Raw genomic sequence first — 18,800 nt, forward strand, 5'->3', positions numbered from 1 at the left:
CAGATTACTGCGTGACGCGGGTGGTGGTGATCACCGTGCTGGCGGCGGAAGCCGTGCGCACCGGAGTATGCGTGGTCCGGCGGGCCACCTTGCGAACCGTGACCTTCTTCACCGGCGCGCGGGCTGCGCCCTGCGTGGTGACAGTGGTTTCCACCGTGGCCGGCGCGGGCTGCGGCGTGGTCAGCGCCACGGCAGCGGCCTGACGGGCAGCGGCGGCGTCAGCGGCTGAGGACTGCGCGGCAGCGGTGGCGACATCGGCGCGGGCGTTGGCGGCATCGGCCTGCTGCTGCGCGGCATCGGCCTGGGCCTGCGCGTTGGCGACGGCTGCAGCCGACTGGCGCGCGGCCATCTCGGCCTTGTGCTTCTGCATCATGCCAATCGCCGTATCGGCAAGGGCCGAGGCGTGGATGGCGTCATCGATCGCTTCCGGCTTGTGGCCGGCCGACAGATTTTCCTGGGCGTGGGCCAGCGCTGCCTTGGCCTGCGCGGTTTCGCCCGGGCGGAATTCGGCGGTGCCGAGCTGTTCGGCGGTATCGATCTTGGCCTGCGCGGCGGCAATCGCCTGGCGGGCGCGTTCGGCCTTGCCGGTGGCATGGGCGGGGGCCGAGAAACCGGCGATCATGGCAGTGGCCGCCAGCAGCGGCGCGACGAGCTTGGTCTTGGTCATCGAACGATCTCCACTATGGGATGGCCGTGTGCGGCCGTGTTGGCAGGGGGAACCGCAAGCGGCGCGTTTGCGTTCCGCCGCGCTTTCGGTTCATCGTCAACGCGATGCGGTTTGGCGCAGAGGTGTGCCTGCTGTGCGGCAAAGCGAGTGATGCGGGGTTGCGCTGGGCCTGCGCAAAAGAAAGAATGCCAACCCCGAAACTAGAGATTGGCGCTATAGGCATTGCCGAAGCGCACCCCACGCCAGTATGGCCGCCGTCAAGGGCCAGGTTGGTCTTTGCACGTCGCCGGAGGGACAATGTTCGCACACTTCGATGCCCTTCACGCGGTTGCCGGCCTGCTGGTTGGCATTCTCGTGGGCCTGACGGGTGTTGGCGGCGGGTCGCTGATGACCCCGATCCTGGTGCTGATCTTCGGGATCAACCCCGGCACGGCGGTGGGCACCGATCTGCTGTTTGCCTCGCTGACCAAGGTGGTCGGCTCCACCGTGCACGGCAAGCGCAACACGATCGATTGGCCAATCATGGCGCGCCTGGCCGCAGGCAGCGTGCCCGCAGCGATTGCCGCGCTGGTCGTGCTGTCGTGGGCGGGCAAGGTGGGCGGGCACACCAGCCACACCATCCTGCTGGTTCTCGGGGTAATGTTGATCCTCACCTCGATCGCCACGCTGTTTCAAAAGCGGATCGTGGCCATGGTCCGCCATGTCGACGCAACGCAGGTGGGCCTGGGCACCGCTGACGAGGCCAAGCCAGTCTGGGCGACCGTGTTGCTCGGCGTCGTGCTGGGCGTGCTGGTCTCGATCTCGTCAGTGGGGGCAGGGGCGATCGGCGTGACCGCGTTGCTCATGCTCTATCCCACTTTGCGGATTTCGCGCATCGTCGGCACCGATATCGCCCATGCCGTGCCGCTGACCATGGTGGCCGGCTTTGGCCACTGGATCATCGGCGACGTCAATCTGGTGCTGCTCGTGGCGCTGCTGCTTGGCTCTATCCCCGGGGTGATCATCGGCAGCCTGTTGTCCACCCGCGCGCCCGATCGTATCCTGCGCCCGGCGCTGGCCGCCGTTCTGTTCGTATCCGGGATCAAGTTGCTGACCTGATGGAAAAGACCACCACGTTTTTTGACGGTTTCGATGGCGCTCGCCTAGCGCTGCATGAAATGGGCGCCGGGCGCCCGGTCATCCTGCTGCACGGGCTGTTTTCTTCGGCCGAGATCAACTGGATCAAGTTCGGCACGGCGGCGCAACTGGCTGCCGCCGGTTTTCGCTGCCTGATGCCCGATCTGCGCGCCCATGGGCAAAGCGCGGCGCCGCACGCGGCAGAAGCCTATCCGTCTGATGTCCTGGCGCGCGATGCCCAGGCGCTGGTAACGCACCTGGGCCTGGTCGATTTTGATCTTGTCGGCTTTTCGCTCGGCGCCCGCACGGCGGCGCGCAGCGTGATCGCCGCGCCGCCGTTGCAACGGCTGACACCGCGCCGGCTGGTGCTGGCCGGGATGGGGCTGGAAGGGCTGGCCGGCTGGAACCAGCGCCTGGCCTTCTTTCGCGACGTGATCGATCGCTTCGGCACGATCCGCCATGGCGATCCGGCCTATCTTTCGCAGCAGTTCCTCAAGAGCAGCGGGATCGATCGTGCCGCCGTGCGCCAGTTGCTGGGCGCGATGGAGGATACCGATCCCCAGGCGCTGGCCGCGATCACCATGCCCACGCTGGTCTTGTGCGGCGATCAGGACAACGACAACGGTTCGGCCGACCATCTCGCCGCGGCGCTGCCCAATGCGCGCCGCGCCACCATTCCCGGCACGCACATGGGCTGTGTCACCCGGCCCGAACTGGGCGCGGAACTGGTTTCATTTTTGACTGCCTCGGCTTGACCTGGGCCCGTTTGGGCGGCACCCCACCGGCAATGGCCACGCCGCGCGCGTGGCGGACCGGTTCAGGGAGTGCCCCCAAGATGAAGTCCCTTGTTTCCACCCTCGCGCTGGTGGCGGCCACGCTGACCGCGCCTGCGGCGCTTGCCGCCGCACCCACCACAGCGGCGCCGTCTGCTGCCACCCCGGCCACGGTCGATGCCTGGCTGGCCCAGGCTGACAAGGCCTATGCCGATCAGACGGTCACCTCGGGCCGCGCCGAATGGGTCTATGAGACCTATATCACCGACGATACCGCCCAGATCACCGCCGATGCCGGCGCGACGATGAGCAAGCTGCAGGTGGCGCAGGCCAAGCAGGCCGCCGAATTTGCCAAGGTTCCGGGCCTGTCGTCCGAAACCCTGCGCAAGCTGACGATGATCCGCACGCAGATCACCAGCCCGGCGCCATCGACCCCCGGCGCGGCCGAGCAGTTCGCCGCGTTGCAGGCGCGCATCCAGGGCCTTTACGGCAAGGGCCACGGCACCCTGCGCGGGCAACCGATCAACGGCAGCGATATCGAAGAGGCCATGGCCACCGATCGCAACCCTGATGAACTCAAGGAAATGTGGCTGTCGTGGCACGACAGCGTCGGCACGCCGATGAAGGCTGACTATGCCAAGATGGTCGAGATCGCCAACGCCGGTGCGCGCGAGCTGGGCTATCCTGACACCGGCGCGCTGTGGCGCGCGAACTATGATATGACGCCGGACCAGTTCGCCGCGATGACCGAAAAGGTCTGGGGCGAAGTGCGTCCGCTCTACCAGCAGTTGCACTGCTATGTGCGCGGCAAGCTCAACGCCAAGTATGGTGACGCGGTGCAGCCCAAGAAAGGCCCGATCCGCGCCGATCTGCTGGGCAATATGTGGGCGCAGGAATGGGGCGGCATTTACGATGTGGTCGCCCCGCAGGGTGCAGGCGACATCGGCTATGACCTGACCGGCCTGCTCAAGGACAAGGGCTATGACCCGCTCAAGATGGTCAAGACCGGGGAGGGCTTCTACACCTCGCTGGGCTTCCAGCCGCTGCCCGCCACGTTCTGGCAGCGCTCGCAGTTCACCAAGCCGCGTGACCGCGATGTGGTGTGCCATGCCTCGGCCTGGGATCTCGACAATGTCGATGACCTGCGCATCAAGATGTGCATCAAGGTCGATGCCTCGGATTTCGTGACCATCCACCACGAACTCGGCCACAATTTCTATCAGCGCGCCTACAACCAGCAGCCTTCACGCTGGTACATGGAAGGCGCCAACGACGGCTTCCACGAGGCGATCGGCGATACCATGGCGCTGTCGATCACGCCCGATTACCTGGTGAAGCTTGGCCTGCTCGATCCGTCCAAGGTGCCCGGCCCTGACAAGGATATCGGCCTGCTGCTGCGCCAGGCGATGGACAAGGTGGCGTTCCTGCCGTTCGGCCTGCTGATCGATCGCTGGCGCTGGGGCGTGTTCTCGGGCCAGATCGCGCCGGCCGATTATGAAAAGGCGTGGAACGAGATGCGCCTGTCCTACCAGGGCGTGGTGCCGCCGGGGCCGCGCGGGGCCGATGCGTTTGATCCGGGCGCCAAGTACCACGTGCCGGCGGGCGTGCCCTACACCCGCTATTTCTTGGCGCGCATCCTGCAGTTCCAGTTCTATGAAGCGGCGTGCAAGGAAGCCGGCTGGAAGGGCCCGCTGCACCGTTGCAGCTTCTATGGCAATCCCAAGGTCGGGGCCAAGCTCGATGCCATGCTCAAGATGGGCGCGTCCAAGCCCTGGCCCGATGCGCTGCAGGTGTTCACCGGCACGCGCGAGATGAGCGGCGGGGCCATGCTGCGCTATTTCGCGCCGCTCACCGCGTGGCTGAAGAAGCAGAACGCGGGCGCGGACTGCGGCTGGTAAATCCCGCGTCGCAACACGGCGCATAAAGCCAGGCGAGAGGCCGGATTCTTGGGTGAATCCGGCCTCTTTTTGCGTCCGGTGCAGCGCAAGCCATGGATTTCACAGGGTGAATTTACGCGCTTGCCACGCCCCGGCAGGTATGAGACGCTTTGCTCAACAAAACAGAACACACATGTTGAGGATGCTGGGGATGGAAATCAAACTTCCCGCCATTGCTTGCGCTGTTGTTGGCGGCATCCTGCTCGCCACCGCGCCCAGCGCCCAGGCGGAAACCGTTTCGGCCATGACGCCCGCCAGCGTGGTCACCGCGCTCAAGGCGCAGGGCTATGCCGCCACGCTGGGACAGGATTCCTCGGGCGATCCGCTGGTGACGGCCGATATTGGCGGCTGGCGTTCGCAAGTGGTGTTCTATGACTGCAACGAGGTGACGCACGGCGCCTGCCAGTCGCTGCAGTTTTCCAGCAGCTTTCACCCGGAACGCCCGTTTGACGCGGAAAAGGCCGTGGCTTTCGTCAACGCCAACCGCTTTGGCGCGGTCTCGGTGGCGGCAGACAAGTCTGTCACCGTGTCATGGGACGTGATCACCGGCAGCGGGATCGATACCTCGGTGTTCGCGATGGTGGTCAAATCCTATCGCATGGCGCTCGATTCGATCGGCAGCGAGGTGTTTCCTGCATCCGGCCATCCGCAGCTGGCCAGCGCGGCGCGCTGAACTCGGCGGGCGGCTCGCCCCTGCGCACACTCCCCTACGTCACCCCGGACTTGATCCGGGGTCCAGCTTTATTCCGCTTGCTTTGGTTTAGCCAAAGAAGCGGGACCCCGGATCAAGTCCGGGGTGACGATGGCTGGGAAACAGGGCGCTGCGATCTATTCGCAGGCCATCACCGGAACGGCGGCTCGTTGAACGCGCGCAGCTTGCGGCTGTGCAGGCGGTCGCCCTCGGCGCGAAGCAGGGCGCAGGCGGTGGTACCGATTTCCAGGTGGGCGGCAATCGCTTCTTCGTAAAAGCGGTTGGCCTGGCCGGGCAGCTTGATCTCGCCGTGCAGCGGCTTGTCCGACACGCACAGCAGCGTGCCATAGGGCACGCGGAAGCGATAGCCTTGTGCGGCGATCGTGGCGCTTTCCATGTCGATCCCCACGGCGCGGCTCAGGCTGAGGCGGCGGGCGGAATGGGCATAGCGCAGTTCCCAGTTGCGATCGTCAGTCGTCACGATCGTGCCGGTGCGCATGCGCGTCTTGAGGTCTGCCCCGCCGCTGCCGCTGACCACTTCGGCGGCCTGGGCCAGCGCTACCTGGACTTCGGCGATGGCCGGCACCGGAATTTCGGGCGGCAACACGTCGTCCAGCACGTGATCATCGCGCAGGTAGGCATGGGCCAGCACATAGTCGCCGATCTTCTGTGTGGGGCGCAGGCCGCCGCAGTGGCCGATCATCAGCCAGGCTTCGGGGCGCAGCACGGCCAGGTGGTCGCAGATCGTCTTGGCGTTGGACGGGCCGACGCCGATGTTGACCAGGGTGATGCCCGAGCGATCCGGGCGGATCAGGTGATAGGCCGGCATCTGGTGGCGGCGCCAGGCGGTATCAGACAGGCGCTCGCGGGCGTGGGGCGTGGCCGCATCGAGCGCCAGGCCACCCGCACCGGTCAGTGCGACGAATTCATCCTGGCCCAGCTGGCGGCCAGCCCAATCGACGAACTCGTCAACATAGCGATGATAGTTGGTAAACAGGATATAGCGCTGGAAATCGGCCGGGTTGGTGCCGGTGTAATGCGCTAGGCGGGCCAGGCTGAAATCGGTGCGCAGGCCGTCGAACAGCGCCAGCGGCGCTGCGCCCGCTCCGCCATCGAGGCTGGCATCGAGCGCATCGGCGATCTCGTCGCCGATATGGGCGAGGTCGGTGGTGGGGAAATGCTTGGCGAGGTCGTTGGGCGAGACCGAGCCAAAACCCAGGCTGCCATCGACCACATAGGGGAAGGGGATTTCCTGGGCCGAAGTCGCCACTTCCAGCGTCACTTCATAGTCCACCATCAGCAGGCCCAGCTGCTCTTCCAGATAATCGGCAAACAGCGCGGGGCGGGTGATGGTGGTGGCATAGCTGCCCGGCCGTGTCAGGCGGCCAAAGGCGCGGCCGGCGGCGGTGCCATGGCTGACCCCGGCAAAGTGCAGGCGCAGCTCGGGATAGCAATAGGCCCCGTTCTGGCGCACGGCCGGATCGGGCAGGGTGCCATCGGCGATATAGCGGGTGATATCGCCGCGCAGCCGGGCGCAGGCCGCTTCATGGCGGGCGGCGAGTTCGGCAATGATGGCAGCAGGAGAGGTGGCGGTGAAAATGTCGCTTGCGTTCATGCCTTCGATGTAGCGCAGCACGATGACAGCGCAAGGGCAGCGGCAGCTGGCCGTGGCAGGTCGGCATGTCGCCCAGCAAAAAAGGCGCCCCGGTGAGGGAGCGCCTTTTCTGTTTGCTGCCAATGCCGGCAACGACGGGATCAGGCTTGCGCCTCGCCCTCGTCGAGCAGGTCGGTCGGGATTTCGCCCGGTTCGGCATTGGGATCGTATTCTTCGGTGAAACCGCCGGTGTCGCCTTCGAACATGGCGTCGATCACGTCGACACCCTTCGACTGCAGTTCGGCTTCGTCAGGCGAACGGGCGACGTTCACCTTGACGTTGACCGACACTTCGGGGTGCAGCGAAACGCGCACGTCGAACAGGCCGATGGTTTTGATCGGGCGTTCGAGCACGATCATCGACTTGGAAACCTTGGCGCCATCGGCAACCAGGGCATCGACGATGTCGCGCACCGAGACCGAACCATAGAGCTGGCCAGAGTTGGACGAAGCGCGGATGAGCACCACTTCCTTGCCTTCGACCGAGCCGGCTTCGCCCTTGGCTTCTTCGCGGCGCGCCGCGTTTTCAGCTTCGATGCGGGCGCGGTTGGCTTCGAAGACCTTGCGGTTGGCTTCGTTGGCGCGCAGGGCCTTCTTGTTGGGAAGAAGGAAATTGCGGGCGTAACCGTCCTTGACGGAAACTTCATCGCCGATGTGGCCGAGCTTTTCGATGCGCTCGAGCAGGATGATCTGCATGGCTGGCGCTCCTTACTTCACGATGTAGGGCAGGAGGCCGATGTGCCGGGCGCGCTTGATCGCCTGGCTCAGCTCACGCTGCTTCTTCGCCGAAACGGCGGTGATGCGCGACGGGACGATCTTGCCACGTTCGGACATGAAACCCTGAAGCAGGCGCACATCCTTGTAGTCGATCTTCGGAGCGTTCTTGCCCGAGAACGGGCAGCTCTTGCGACGGCGGAAAAACGGACGAGCCATGGCTTATTCCCCTTCGCGTTCGCGACGACGGCTGCGTTCGCGGTCGTTCTTGCGCATCATCACCGACGGGCCGGCTTCGTGTTCTTCCACGCGCACGGTCATGTAGCGGATGACGTCTTCGTTGATCGCGGTCTGGCGTTCCAGCTCGGCCACGACGCCCGCGGGGGCTTCGATGTTGAGCATCACGAAGTGCGCTTTGCGGTTCTTCTGGATCTTGTAGGCCAGCGAGCGCAGGCCCCAGGTTTCGGTCTTGGTGACCTTGCCCTGGTTCGATTCCACGATTTCGGTGGCGGTAGCGGCAAGCGCATCGACCTGAGCCTGGCTCAGATCCTGGCGCGCCAGAAACACATGCTCGTAAAGCGGCATGCTTCGCGTCCTTTATCTAGTCTAACCGATCGCTGGCTTGTCCGCGGGATTGCGGGGCCCCTCCGGCTTTCTTCGTGCTTCCTGCGGCGATTCGCGCGCAAGAGAGGTGGCCCTTAGCCCTTCTGGGCCGGAATGCAAGCCATTCAGCTGGTTTTGGCGGGGGCATCGCCGCGCGTGCGTGGGGCCACGCGCTGCCCGCCAAAGACCACGGCGAGCAGCGGAATGCGCCGCACCACCAGGAACACCAGGATCGACAGGCCCAGCACCAGCGCCGACACCGCCGCCCACTGCATGGTGGGAAAGGGCCAGTCTGCCGCGCCCAGCTGCGCCAGCCCCAGGATCACCAGCATCGCCACGATCATGTGGAACAGATAGATCGCCATTGCCCCGTCCACCAGGAACGAGACAGCGCGGCTGGGCCGATCGAACAGATGGGCCAAGAGGCGGAACACAATCAGTGACATGGCATAGGTCAACGCGCAGGCCAGCGCGCCATCCATGATGCGCAGGGCGGGCGCGGGATCGCCTTCCCAGCCCAGATGCGGGCGCACCAGCGGGTCGAGCAGGAAATGCCCCAGCATCAATGGCGGCGCCGCGAACCAGGGCCAACGCCCCTCGAATGCGAACAGCCGGTTGCCCAGCTTGAGCCGCCAGCCCAGCGCGCCGATCGCGAACGCGGGGAGATATTGGCCATAGCGCAGCAGCAGTTCCTGCTCGAACACCGCCTCGTTGTCTTGCAGGCCCAGCACCTGTGCGCCCCAGGCAAGCCCCGCGCCCCAGGCGGCCAGCGCCAGCAGCGGGATCGGCCAGGTGCCGCGATCCAAGCCCAGCAGCGGCCGCCACACGCCATCGGGCACGAAGGCACGGCGCGGGCGCAGGGCATAGGTGAAGACGAACCCCAGCAGCACGATCAGGAACCACAGGTGTTCGAACGCCAGTGGCCATCCATAGAGCCCCGGCGCCCAGGCGGCCGAGAGCATGACCTTGAGATGATACTGGATCACCGCCAGGCTGGCGATGCTGGCCACCAGGGGCAGCGCCACGCGCATCATCCGATCCCCCAGCCATGACCGGCGCCCGCGCCGGGCGCTGGCCATGCCGGAGAAATAGCCGGCCAGGATGAAAAAGGCTGACATGCGGAAGGAATGGATGAACGACAGGCCCACCCCCAGTACCGGATTGGCCATCCACGCGGGAAAGCCCGGCGACAGGATCATCGTGGCGGTGGTGCCGACGTGAAAGGGAATGCCCAGCAAGAGCAGGACCGCGCGCGCCGCATCGAGATGATGGAGGCGTTGCTGCATCAAGACGGGGCGTTCAGGTCAGCGGGCGGCGGGGCAGGGCGCATGGCCAGCCCCGTAACCCCGCCGCGCGCCCGCGTCCATGGCCAAGCCGCGCGCTGCGCCCAATTGCCAGTCTTGCGCGGCAATCAGGGCAGGCATCAGGCAGGGCAGGCACCAGGGCTGTGCGTGCCAAAGGTCAGGCAGCGTCGCGGATGCTCGGCTTGGCCGGGCGGCCCAGCGCCATGCGGCGGTGGTGGCCCACGGCAAAATCGCTGATCAGCGTGGCGAACACGTCTTCATGCAGCGGGTGGTCGAATTCCAGGCCCGAGGTCATCGGTTCGGACCAGGCGATGAACGCCAGCTTGGGCTTGAGGCCAGGCAGCATCAGCATGATCGGCTCACCGATGCGCTGCTTTTCGAGTCCCTCGATCCGCGCGCCATAGGGCGTCAGATCCTTGAGCATGACGGTGGCCCGCACCAGCCCATGCTTGACGCGCACGGGCAGTTCCACGCCGATGCGGGGGAAACGGCGCGCCTCTGCGCTGTTCGCGCCGGGCGTGGGCGGCATGCCGGGGCCGCCTTCACGCGGGCCGGTTGCATCCAATTCCTGCTTGCGAAACATGGTCTTCTCCACTGGCCAAATGCCTTTGACCGGAAGAACGGCGAATGTTGGGCAGGTTTCAGCCGCCCGCGCAGATTCCCTTGCTAACTGCGCAAGGATCAGCGCGCGGCGAGCTGCTTTTCCACCAGCGCAATGGCGGCCGCAACGGCAGCTTCGCGCCCCAGGGCCGAGGTGTCGAGCAAGGCGGCGCCCGGCGCCTGGCGCAGCGGCGCCGTGGCACGGCCGGCATCGCGGGCGTCGCGCGCGGCAAGGTCTGCCTCGATCTCTTCGCGGGAGACGGTGCGGCCCTGGCCGGTCATTTCCGCCCAGCGGCGCAGCGCGCGCGAGGCGACGCTGGCGGTCACGTAAAGCTTGGCATCGGCATGGGGGGCGATGACCGTGGCAATATCGCGCCCATCGAGCACGGCGCCGCTCGGCTGGTTGGCAAAGGCCTGCTGCCGCTCCAGCAAGGCGGCGCGCACCGCCGGGTGGATCGAGACGCGGCTGGCCAGGCCTCCGGTCGCTTCCGAGCGCAGATCGGGATCGGCCAGCAGGCTTTCGGGAAAGGCCGTGGCGGCCAAGGCATCGGCCGGATCATCGGGGTTGCCACCCTGCAGCGCCACCTGGCGGCCGACCGCGCGATAGAGCAGCCCGGTATCGAGGTGCGGCAGCCCGAAATGGGCGGCCAGCGCGCGGGCGATCGTGCCCTTGCCCGATGCAGTGGGGCCATCGATGGCGATGATCATCGCGCCTTGTTCCTTCTGTCGTGCAGTGCCTTGCCCAGGCCCCACAGCGCAATGGCCGACCAGAACCCTTCCAGCACGAGCGAGGCGGGGTTGAGGTTGACCATCAGCGACACGGTCAGCAGCACGGCACCGGCCAGATTGGTGCCGTGCTGCACGAACGGATTGGGCCGTCGGCCATGCGCGCCCTCGCGGGTGGTGTAGCCATAGGCCAGGATGATGCAGGCCATGCCGATGAAGCCGCAGATATTGGCGAAAAGCGGCGATAGCGTCATGCGGCGGTGGCCGTGGCGATCAACTGTTCGAACACCGGGAAGCTCGTGGCGATCGGGCGGGTATCGTCGATGCCCACGCCATCGGCGCTGGCCAGGCCCGCCACCGCCATCGACATGGCAATGCGGTGATCCAGATGCGTGGCCACGCTGGCATCAGCCGGCGTGCCTGGCAGCGGGGCGCCGCCGGTGCCATCGATGATCATGCCGTCTTCGGTTTCGGTGACGCGCGCGCCGGCCAGTTCCAGCGCCACGCGCATGACTGTGATGCGGTCGGATTCCTTCACACGCAGCTCTTCCAGCCCACGCGTGATCGTGCGGCCTTGGGCATGGGCTGCGGCCACGAACAGTACCGGGAATTCATCGACCATGCTGGGCACGACGGCGGGATCGACATCGATGCCGGTGAGGGCAGAGGCGCGCACGCGCAGATCGGCCACCGGCTCTCCGCCCACGTCGCGGCGATCGATTTCCTCGATGCTGCCGCCCATCAGGCGCAGCACGTCGAACAGCGCGGCGCGGGTGGGGTTGAGGCCGACATTCTCGATCACCAGGTCAGACCCCGGCACGATCAGCGCCGCCACCACGAAGAACGCGGCCGACGAGGGATCGCCCGGCACGGTGATCGCCTGCGGCTTGAGCTCGGCCTCACCCACCAAGCGGATGACCCGCGCGCCATCGCTGGCGATCTCGACCGAGAGATCGGCGCCAAAGCCCTTGAGCATGCGCTCGGAATGGTCGCGCGTGGGCACCGGTTCGATCACCGTGGTCACGCCCGGCGTGTTGAGCCCGGCGAGCAGCATCGCGCTTTTCACCTGGGCCGAGGCGACCGGCAGGCGATAGCTCAGCGGCACCGGCGTGGCCGCGCCTTCCACGATCAGCGGCAGGCGCCCGCCGGGATAGGCGGTGAAGCGCGCGCCCACCTGGCTGAGCGGATCGATCACCCGGCCCATCGGCCGCTTGGACAGGCTGCCATCACCCACGAAGCAGGCGGTGATCGGGTGGCTGGCGACCAGGCCCATGAGGAGGCGGGTAGAGGTGCCCGAATTGCCCATGTCGAGCGCGCCGGTCGGTTGCAGCAGCCCACCCACGCCCACGCCCGCGACCAGCCAATCGCCATTGGCCTGGCGTTCGATCGTGGCGCCCATGGCGCGCATGGCCGCGGCGGTGGAGAGCACGTCTTCGCCTTCGAGCAGGCCCGTCACGCGGGTTTCACCCACGGCCAGCGCGCCCAGCATGATCGAGCGATGGCTGATAGACTTGTCACCCGGCACGCGAATCCGGCCCTTGAGAGGCCCCTGGGCAGAAAAGCGGCGGGGGCGCATCAGGGCGGGATCGGAATGGCTGCTCACGGGTTCGGTCTTTCCAGAATGGCAAAAGGGCGGCAAAAACGCGCGGCTTTTGACAGCGCGCGGCCTCTATGGCAAGGCGCGCGCCGCAGTCTGTCGTGCGCACGCTTGATTTCCGGGTAACGCGCCCCCAAGACGTTTTTTTGGTTCCGGTCCGCGCCGCATCGGCAGCGGGCGAGCTTTTCGAGGATTATTCATGGTCAAGCCTGAATGGGGCGCCAAGCATAGCTGTCCGAAGTGCGGCACCCGCTTTTACGACCTCGGCAATGCCGACCCGGTCACGTGCGTGGAATGCAAGTATTCCTGGCACCCTGAGCCGGTGCTCAAGTCCAAGCAGCCGATCCCCTATGAAGAGATCCAGAAGGAGAAGGTCGAGGCCGACGCCGACGTCGATCTCGCCGAAGAGGATCTGGACATCGACGAGGACGGCGATTCGCCCGACAACGACGTCGACCTGGGTGGCGACGATGATCTCGGCGTGGGCGCCCACGAGGGCGAGGACGACGATAACTAAGGGTTTCCGGCCGGGCCGGGGGATGTCCACAGGACATTTTCCGGCAGGCCGGTAAAATTGGCGAGAGGCGCAAAAAAGCCTCTTGCCAGCCGCCACCCTCTCCCTTAGAGGCGCGGCTCCCGGCGATGATCACCTTCTGGTGTGACCGCAGGGCAGGGTGCCTCCCAGGGCATTCTGGCAGACTTTCGGGGCCGTAGCTCAGCTGGGAGAGCGCTACAATGGCATTGTAGAGGTCAGGGGTTCGATCCCCCTCGGCTCCACCAGTCTGCGAAAAACCCTGGTTTTCCAGGGTGCTTCGTTCCTCGTGGACGATCAAATGCCTGGAACGTGTGGGGCCGTAGCTCAGCTGGGAGAGCGCTACAATGGCATTGTAGAGGTCAGGGGTTCGATCCCCCTCGGCTCCACCAGTTCCCTTCCAAAAAGCCCCGCAGCACGCGGGGCTTTTTGCGTTTCGGGGGTCAGGTCATTCGCGTTCGGGCACCGGCACGTTGAAGCCGTTGAGCGTGACCGACACCAGGGCATAGAGGCCGACCAGGAAGATCAGTTCCTCCACGCCAGCCTGGCCGAACGTCTGCTTGGCCAGGGCATAGACCGGCTCGGGCAGCACGCCCCCGCGCGAGAGGGCATAGGCGAGGTCGAACGCCACGCTTTCGTCCTCGGCCAGGTCGGCCGGCTTGAGATCGGCGGTGAGGGTGGCGAGGCGCTGCGCGCTCATCCCTTCCTTTTCCGCCACGGCGACGTGGGCATAGATTTCATAGGCGGCATCATAGCGCGCGCCCACGGTCAGGATCACGATCTGGCGCACGCGATCGGGCACGGTGGCCTTGGCCGTCAGCGCCAGGGTCAGATCCCAGATCGCCTTGCCGATTTGCGGGGAGTGCAGCCAGGGGTTCCACGGCCCCATCAGGGCGCCGGATTCGTCGATCACCTTGAAAGCGTTGAAGTTGCTGGCAATGCCTTCACGCATCGCCTCGTAAAGCGGCTTCTGTTCGTCGGTCAGCTGTGACGGCGGAATGAGCGGCAGGCGCATGGGCGCTCCTTTTTGTGCGGTGCAACAGGTCCCGTGCCTGCAATCCGCCCATGGCCTGCCGGTTCCGCCCGCGTTTACATTTTCAGGCCGATCTCGCGCAGGCGTTCCTGCAGGTAATCGTCAGCCGTGATCGACACGGGATAGCGATCGGGATTTTCCGCCGTGATGCACTGCGGCAAGGTGTGGAACGGAAAATCGCTGCGCAGGTGCAGGAAGAATGGCATCGAATAGCGGCTGTAGCCGGCCCGCGCGCCATCGGGGTTGCGCACCCGGTGGGTGGTCGATGGCAGGACGTGGTTGGTCAGGCGCTGCAGCATGTCGCCGATGTTGACCACCAGCGCGCCGGGCGGGGGTGAAACCTCGATCCAGCGGCCATCGCGGGCGAGCAGTTCCAGGCCCGCTTCCTCGGCGCCGAGCAGTAGGGTGATGAGATTGATATCCTCGTGCGCGCCGGCGCGGATCGCGCCGTCCGGGGCGCCGGGCACCGGCGGATAGTGCAGCAGGCGCAGCACCGAATTGCCATCGGCAATGGCCGGATCGAACCAGTGTTCGTCCAGCCCCAGCCACACCGCGATGCGCGAGAGGATGCGCGCGCCGACCTGGTCGAAAGCGGCGTAAAGCGTGGTGAAGGTTTCGTGGAAACCCGCGATCTCGGCCGGCCAGACATTGGGCGGCATCGCCCCGGCGAGGGGGTGACCAACCGGCAGGTCGCGGCCGACGTGCCAGAATTCCTTCAGGTCGCTGACCTTGGCGCCCTTGGCGATTTCGGTGCGGAACGGCGTGTAGCCGCGCGCGCCGCCGATGCCGGGGATGGCATAGTCGCGCTTTTGCGCATCGGGCAGGGCAAAGAACGCCTGGGTCTGCGCCCAGGCGCGCGCCACCAGATCGGTATCCAGGCCGTGGTCCTTGACCATGGCAAAGCCGAATTGCTGGAAACTGGCACCGATATCGCGGGAAAGTTCTGCCGGATCGGCAGCCAGGGACAGGACGGGCAGAGTATCGAGGTTCATTTGGCTCCCCGGGGGAAAATGCGGTATGGGCGCGCCTCTATCCCCATAGTCCGCAAGGTTTCCATGATTCAGATCAGTGCCGATACCCAGCTTTGGCTGATGAAGTCCGAACCCGACGTATATAGCTGGGACGACCTGGTCAGCGAAGGCGAGGGCACCTGGGATGGCGTGCGCAACCATTTGGCGGCGCGTAACCTGCGGACGATGAAGGAAGGCGACCTTACGTTCTTCTATCACTCCAACATCGGCAAGGAAATAGTTGGCATTGCAACGATCAGCGTGCCGGGCCTGACCGACCCTACCGATCCCGACGGCAAGTGGGCAGCGGTGAAGGTCAAGCCCGTGGCCAAGCTGGTGCGCCCGGTCAGCCTCAAGACGATCAAGGCCACGCCCGATCTGGCTGATATGGAATTGCTGCGCCTGTCGCGTCTGTCGGTCTCGGCAGTGCGCCCCGCCGAATGGGATCATATCCTGGCGATGGCCGGCGGTACGGTCTGACCACGGCCGCCCGCCGCTGATTGTTGGCCATGCTGCCCTTTGGGCCGGTCGCTCAACCGTTCGTCTCACAGGTTGGAACCAAAGCCGCGCCCAAGGCGTAGTTGCTTTCGAAGGATGCGGCCGGCTTCCCCCTCTCACGGCCGCATCCACCCCACCTTTTCAAGGAGATACACCATGGGTGAGCTCAAGGATCGCGCCAAGGGTCTGGCCAACGAAGCGGTTGGCAATGTCAAGGAAGCCGCTGGCAAGATGACCGACAACAGCAAGCTGCAGGCCAAAGGTCTGGCCCAGCAAGCCAAGGGCAAGACCCAGCAGGCCGCTGGCAAGGTCAAGGGCGCACTGGGCGACGATATCTGATCGACGCTGCTGACAGTCCCTGAATGGTCTGACCTGTAATGGTCTGGCGGGCCGCCCTTTTCCCAGGGCGGCCCGCTTTGTTTTGCGCGTCTCATCTGAGTGCACTGTCCCATGGCGGAACGCTGCCGAATTGGCGGCGATCGCGCTGGTGCCATCATGGTTAAATTCGCGTTAAAGCGGATAGCCATGTTCGAATCCACGCCCCACCCCGATGGCCCTGGCGCCCAGGCACCCGGCCACCCGTTCCGCGCCACCCTGCCGCGCCGCGTGCTGCTGCCGATGCCGGTGTTCGAGCCAGAAGTGCAGGCGGCCATGGCGCGCGCCGCACTGCGCTCCCAGCCGATGAACTGGAAGCGCATCACCGTGCAGGACGTGAAGGAATTCCTGATGGCCTACTGCGCCTGCTTCATGGCGATCATGGCTTTCATGAGCTGATCGCCGGGGCGAGCAGCGGGGGCTGTCTAACCCGCCATCTCGTCAAACGTGTGGGTTTCCTGCGCGCCCAGGTGGGCGACTTCGGCGCGATAGAGCAGCCAGCCGAGCCAGGCCGAAAACAGGCAGAGAATGCCCGTCAGCAGCAACTGGTCGACAATGCGCATGCCGGCCGCCGTCAGGCCCATGGCCAGCAGCGAGCCGGCCAGCATCGCGCCGGAATTGACGATGTTGTTGGCCGCAATCGTGCGCGCTGCCTCGCACTTTTCCACCACGGTGGTGAGAAAGGCATAGAGCGGCACGATGAACATGCCCCCGGTGATGGCAATGCCCAAGAGCGTGCCGATCAGCGGCACGGCCAGCGGCGCGGTGATGAAGGCCGTCAGGTTGAGCAGGCCGCGCTGTTCTGGCACCGGCCAGGCCGCGCAGACGAAGTGGAAGCCAACGACGAACAGCGCGGTTCCGACCACGCAGATCGGCGCATAGCGCGCCGAAACCGTGCCCTTTAGCAGGCGGTTGATCGAGACCGAGCCGATCGCGATGCCGACCGAGAAGATCACCAGGAACAGGCTGGCCACTTCCTTGCTGCAACCCAGCACGTTCTTGGCCAGCGGCGGGAACTGCACGAACAGGATCGCGCCCACGGCCCAGAAGAAGCTGATCGCCGCAATGGCCAGGAACACCCGCGGATGGCGTGTGGTGGAATGGACCAGGCGATAGAGCGAGACGACCTGATCGGCCACTACCACCGGCACCAGGCCCAGCGCGCGCACCACATTGCGCGGGCGCGCCAGGAACGGACGCAGCAGCGGCAGGGCGAGCGGCTCGTTCGGCTGCTCGGGCGGGGCGGGGGGTACGCTGCGGCCGGCGAAAAAGCCGATCAGCGCGGTGGCGACCACTGTCGCTGCCGCTGCCGGCGCAGAGATATAGCCAGCCACGATCGTGCCAGCCAGGATCGCCATGTAGGTGCCCGCTTCGACCAGGCCAGTGCCGGCCAGCACTTCATCGGCATGAAGATGCTGGGGCAGGATGGCGTACTTGATCGGGCCGAAGAAGGTGGAATGCACGCCCATGGCGAACAGCGCCAGCAGCATCAGCGGGATGGCCAGCCCTTCGACATGGAAGCCCTTCCACGCCAGCAGCAGGCCGGTGGCGCCGACGGTCATGATCCCGATCTCGCAGGTTTTGACGATGCGGATGATGCGGGCCTTGTCGCGCATGTCGGCCAATTGGCCCGACAGGGCAGACAGCGCCACAAAGGGAATGATGAACAGGGCCGTCGCCATGCCGGAAAAATGCGCTTCGGCTTTTTCCGAATTGTACACGTTGAACACCACGAACAGCACCATGGCATTCTTGAACAGATTGTCGTTGAACGCGCCCAGCAACTGGGTGACGAACAATGGCAGGAAGCGACGGGCGCGAAGGAGATGCGTTGTAGTTGTCATTCTAAGCGGTGCCGGGCATCCCTGGTCTCTGTTCCGCCTGCCTTAGCGCGCCACGCCGGGTGGGCAAGGGGCAAGCGGTGGGCGCCACAAGATTTAACCCGCAGCCCGTCTTACATGGGTGGCCCCAGGGCACACGGCAAGGTGGGCGGGGGCAAAGGCACCGCCCGAACACGATGGCAGGCCCCTCGTGCACAAACCGTTTCCATGTTGGCCCCGGCCGCCTTATTGCGGAAAAGACATGCTCACGCTGCCCAACATCCTCACCCTTTCGCGCATCGTTGCCGTGCCCTTGCTGGTTGCCCTGCTGTGGTGGCCGGGCTGGCCCACTGGCTATGCCCTGGGTTTTGCCATGTACTGCCTGATGGGCGTGACCGATTATTTCGACGGCTATCTGGCGCGGGCGCAGGGCACGGTGTCCAAGCTGGGCGTGTTCCTCGATCCGATTGCCGACAAGATCATGGTGGCCGCCGTGATCCTGGTGCTGACCGCACAAGGCGTGCTGACCGGCCCCTATGTCGGGGACATGCACGTGATCGCCGGCCTGGTGATTCTGCTGCGCGAGATCGCGGTGTCGGGCCTGCGCGAGTTTCTGGGCGGCATCCAGGTTTCGGTGCCGGTGTCCAAGCTCGCCAAGTGGAAGACCACGTTTCAGATGATTTCGCTCGGCGCGCTGATCCTGGGCTGCGCCACGCCGTGGTGGACGCTTACGCTCCAAGGCATCGTCATCAACGTGCCGCATACGGTGGGCCTCGCCACGCTGTGGGGCGCGGCCGGGCTGACCGTGATCACCGGCTGGGATTACCTGCGGGTGGGCTTGAAGCATATGGATTGAGTAACGCGTTAGATTTCACGCCCAATCAGAGACTGGTCCAAAATCCTCGAACGTACTGAAGCCGGGCTATGAGCGAATCGGATTACGCATTGCGAGAGCGCGACGGCGCGATAGCCAGAATACGCAATGCGGCGTTGCTCGATGCTGCTTTCATCCTCGTCTATCATAATACTGTTATGTCCACATATCCGCATATAGACTGAGGTGGTGCCGTTTTTCTGGACAGGATGATAAGCTCAGCCTGACCTGAGGAATGGACTGGAATGAAGACGACGAGAAAGCGCTACAGCGCGGA

22 protein-coding genes and 2 tRNA genes are annotated in these 18,800 nt (G+C 65.4%); 11 read left to right on the forward strand and 13 right to left on the reverse strand.

All coding sequences use genetic code 11. The annotated features are described in order from the left end of the window. Window positions 1–4: 4 nt before the first annotated feature. Window positions 5–667: a hypothetical protein gene (locus C8K14_RS18765; RefSeq protein ID WP_107718279.1), complete on the reverse strand. Its 663-nt coding sequence runs from the start codon at window positions 665–667 to the stop codon at window positions 5–7. Window positions 668–964: 297 nt separating this feature from the next. Here C8K14_RS18765 and C8K14_RS18770 point away from each other — a divergent pair, with 297 nt between their 5' ends. The 4 genes from C8K14_RS18770 (at window position 965) to C8K14_RS18785 (ending at window position 5,166) form a co-directional block, all read left to right on the forward strand. Beyond that, a complete protein-coding gene (locus C8K14_RS18770) occupies window positions 965–1,765 on the forward strand; it encodes a sulfite exporter TauE/SafE family protein (protein WP_107718281.1) in 801 nt (266 codons plus the stop codon). Continuing rightward, window positions 1,765–2,538, forward strand: coding sequence for an alpha/beta fold hydrolase (locus tag C8K14_RS18775; protein ID WP_107718283.1), 774 nt, complete (start codon window positions 1,765–1,767; stop codon window positions 2,536–2,538). The genes C8K14_RS18770 and C8K14_RS18775 overlap by 1 nt, the downstream gene beginning before the upstream one ends. Window positions 2,539–2,618: 80 nt before the next feature. Continuing rightward, window positions 2,619–4,454, forward strand: coding sequence for a M2 family metallopeptidase (locus C8K14_RS18780; protein ID WP_107718312.1), 1,836 nt, complete (start codon window positions 2,619–2,621; stop codon window positions 4,452–4,454). 190 nt (window positions 4,455–4,644) lie between these two features. Beyond that, the gene (locus C8K14_RS18785) at window positions 4,645–5,166 is read left to right on the forward strand and encodes a YbjN domain-containing protein (RefSeq protein ID WP_107718314.1); all 522 of its coding nucleotides are present in this window, start codon (window positions 4,645–4,647) and stop codon (window positions 5,164–5,166) included. A 169-nt stretch (window positions 5,167–5,335) separates the two neighbouring features. Here the strand turns inward: C8K14_RS18785 and C8K14_RS18790 are convergent, their stop codons facing one another. The 9 genes from C8K14_RS18790 to aroA form a co-directional block, all read right to left on the reverse strand. Continuing rightward, window positions 5,336–6,799 (reverse strand): AMP nucleosidase, encoded by a 1,464-nt coding sequence (locus C8K14_RS18790; protein ID WP_082208963.1) that lies wholly within the window; start codon window positions 6,797–6,799, stop codon window positions 5,336–5,338. Window positions 6,800–6,939: 140 nt separating this feature from the next. Beyond that, the gene (rplI, locus tag C8K14_RS18795) at window positions 6,940–7,533 is read right to left on the reverse strand and encodes a 50S ribosomal protein L9 (RefSeq protein ID WP_022674841.1); all 594 of its coding nucleotides are present in this window, start codon (window positions 7,531–7,533) and stop codon (window positions 6,940–6,942) included. Between the two features lie 12 nt (window positions 7,534–7,545). Beyond that, window positions 7,546–7,770 (reverse strand): 30S ribosomal protein S18, encoded by a 225-nt coding sequence (gene rpsR / locus C8K14_RS18800; RefSeq protein ID WP_011445073.1) that lies wholly within the window; start codon window positions 7,768–7,770, stop codon window positions 7,546–7,548. A gap of 3 nt (window positions 7,771–7,773) precedes the next feature. Continuing rightward, window positions 7,774–8,136, reverse strand: coding sequence for a 30S ribosomal protein S6 (gene rpsF, locus C8K14_RS18805; RefSeq protein WP_022674842.1), 363 nt, complete (start codon window positions 8,134–8,136; stop codon window positions 7,774–7,776). A 143-nt stretch (window positions 8,137–8,279) separates the two neighbouring features. Further along, window positions 8,280–9,440 (reverse strand): acyltransferase family protein, encoded by a 1,161-nt coding sequence (locus C8K14_RS18810; RefSeq protein WP_107718285.1) that lies wholly within the window; start codon window positions 9,438–9,440, stop codon window positions 8,280–8,282. 175 nt (window positions 9,441–9,615) lie between these two features. Then, the gene (locus tag C8K14_RS22945; protein ID WP_199223777.1) at window positions 9,616–10,053 is read right to left on the reverse strand and encodes a PilZ domain-containing protein; all 438 of its coding nucleotides are present in this window, start codon (window positions 10,051–10,053) and stop codon (window positions 9,616–9,618) included. A gap of 86 nt (window positions 10,054–10,139) precedes the next feature. Beyond that, window positions 10,140–10,766: a d(CMP) kinase gene (locus tag C8K14_RS18820; protein ID WP_107718287.1), complete on the reverse strand. Its 627-nt coding sequence runs from the start codon at window positions 10,764–10,766 to the stop codon at window positions 10,140–10,142. After that, window positions 10,763–11,038: a permease gene (locus tag C8K14_RS18825; protein ID WP_107718289.1), complete on the reverse strand. Its 276-nt coding sequence runs from the start codon at window positions 11,036–11,038 to the stop codon at window positions 10,763–10,765. The genes C8K14_RS18820 and C8K14_RS18825 overlap by 4 nt, the downstream gene beginning before the upstream one ends. Continuing rightward, entirely contained in the window at window positions 11,035–12,360 is a 1,326-nt protein-coding gene (gene aroA, locus C8K14_RS18830) for a 3-phosphoshikimate 1-carboxyvinyltransferase (protein WP_199223778.1), read from the reverse strand. The genes C8K14_RS18825 and aroA overlap by 4 nt, the downstream gene beginning before the upstream one ends. A gap of 220 nt (window positions 12,361–12,580) precedes the next feature. Here aroA and C8K14_RS18835 point away from each other — a divergent pair, with 220 nt between their 5' ends. From C8K14_RS18835 to C8K14_RS18845, 3 genes are all read left to right on the forward strand, one after another. Then, window positions 12,581–12,898, forward strand: coding sequence for a TIGR02300 family protein (locus C8K14_RS18835; RefSeq protein WP_022675695.1), 318 nt, complete (start codon window positions 12,581–12,583; stop codon window positions 12,896–12,898). Between the two features lie 187 nt (window positions 12,899–13,085). After that, window positions 13,086–13,161 (forward strand) — tRNA-Ala (locus C8K14_RS18840). Window positions 13,162–13,229: 68 nt separating this feature from the next. Next, window positions 13,230–13,305: transfer RNA gene (locus C8K14_RS18845), tRNA-Ala, on the forward strand. Between the two features lie 56 nt (window positions 13,306–13,361). Here the strand turns inward: C8K14_RS18845 and C8K14_RS18850 are convergent. Together C8K14_RS18850 and C8K14_RS18855 are read right to left on the reverse strand one after the other, a co-directional pair. Then, complete coding sequence (locus C8K14_RS18850; RefSeq protein ID WP_062784904.1) at window positions 13,362–13,928, reverse strand: carboxymuconolactone decarboxylase family protein; 567 nt, start codon at window positions 13,926–13,928, stop codon at window positions 13,362–13,364. Between the two features lie 74 nt (window positions 13,929–14,002). Continuing rightward, on the reverse strand, window positions 14,003–14,938 hold the full coding sequence (locus C8K14_RS18855) for an isopenicillin N synthase family oxygenase (protein WP_107718293.1): 936 nt from the start codon (window positions 14,936–14,938) through the stop codon (window positions 14,003–14,005). 63 nt (window positions 14,939–15,001) lie between these two features. Between C8K14_RS18855 and C8K14_RS18860 the strand changes: the two genes are divergently transcribed. From C8K14_RS18860 to C8K14_RS18870, 3 genes are all read left to right on the forward strand, one after another. Further along, window positions 15,002–15,436 carry an EVE domain-containing protein gene (locus tag C8K14_RS18860; RefSeq protein ID WP_062784900.1) on the forward strand — a complete coding sequence of 145 codons (435 nt, stop codon included), beginning with the start codon at window positions 15,002–15,004 and terminating at the stop codon, window positions 15,434–15,436. Between the two features lie 174 nt (window positions 15,437–15,610). Then, window positions 15,611–15,793 (forward strand): CsbD family protein, encoded by a 183-nt coding sequence (locus C8K14_RS18865; RefSeq protein ID WP_107718295.1) that lies wholly within the window; start codon window positions 15,611–15,613, stop codon window positions 15,791–15,793. Between the two features lie 186 nt (window positions 15,794–15,979). Next, on the forward strand, window positions 15,980–16,228 hold the full coding sequence (locus C8K14_RS18870; RefSeq protein ID WP_107718297.1) for a hypothetical protein: 249 nt from the start codon (window positions 15,980–15,982) through the stop codon (window positions 16,226–16,228). Window positions 16,229–16,254: 26 nt separating this feature from the next. On the opposite strand, the gene C8K14_RS18875 is transcribed toward C8K14_RS18870, so the two are convergent. Next, the gene (locus tag C8K14_RS18875) at window positions 16,255–17,673 is read right to left on the reverse strand and encodes an MFS transporter (protein ID WP_107718299.1); all 1,419 of its coding nucleotides are present in this window, start codon (window positions 17,671–17,673) and stop codon (window positions 16,255–16,257) included. 238 nt (window positions 17,674–17,911) lie between these two features. Between C8K14_RS18875 and pgsA the strand changes: the two genes are divergently transcribed. Continuing rightward, window positions 17,912–18,505 (forward strand): CDP-diacylglycerol--glycerol-3-phosphate 3-phosphatidyltransferase, encoded by a 594-nt coding sequence (gene pgsA, locus C8K14_RS18880; RefSeq protein ID WP_062784892.1) that lies wholly within the window; start codon window positions 17,912–17,914, stop codon window positions 18,503–18,505. Window positions 18,506–18,800: the final 295 nt, after the last annotated feature.

Source organism: Novosphingobium sp. GV079 (assembly GCF_003058045.1).
In the GTDB taxonomy this organism is placed as follows: Bacteria; Pseudomonadota; Alphaproteobacteria; order Sphingomonadales; family Sphingomonadaceae; genus Novosphingobium; species Novosphingobium capsulatum.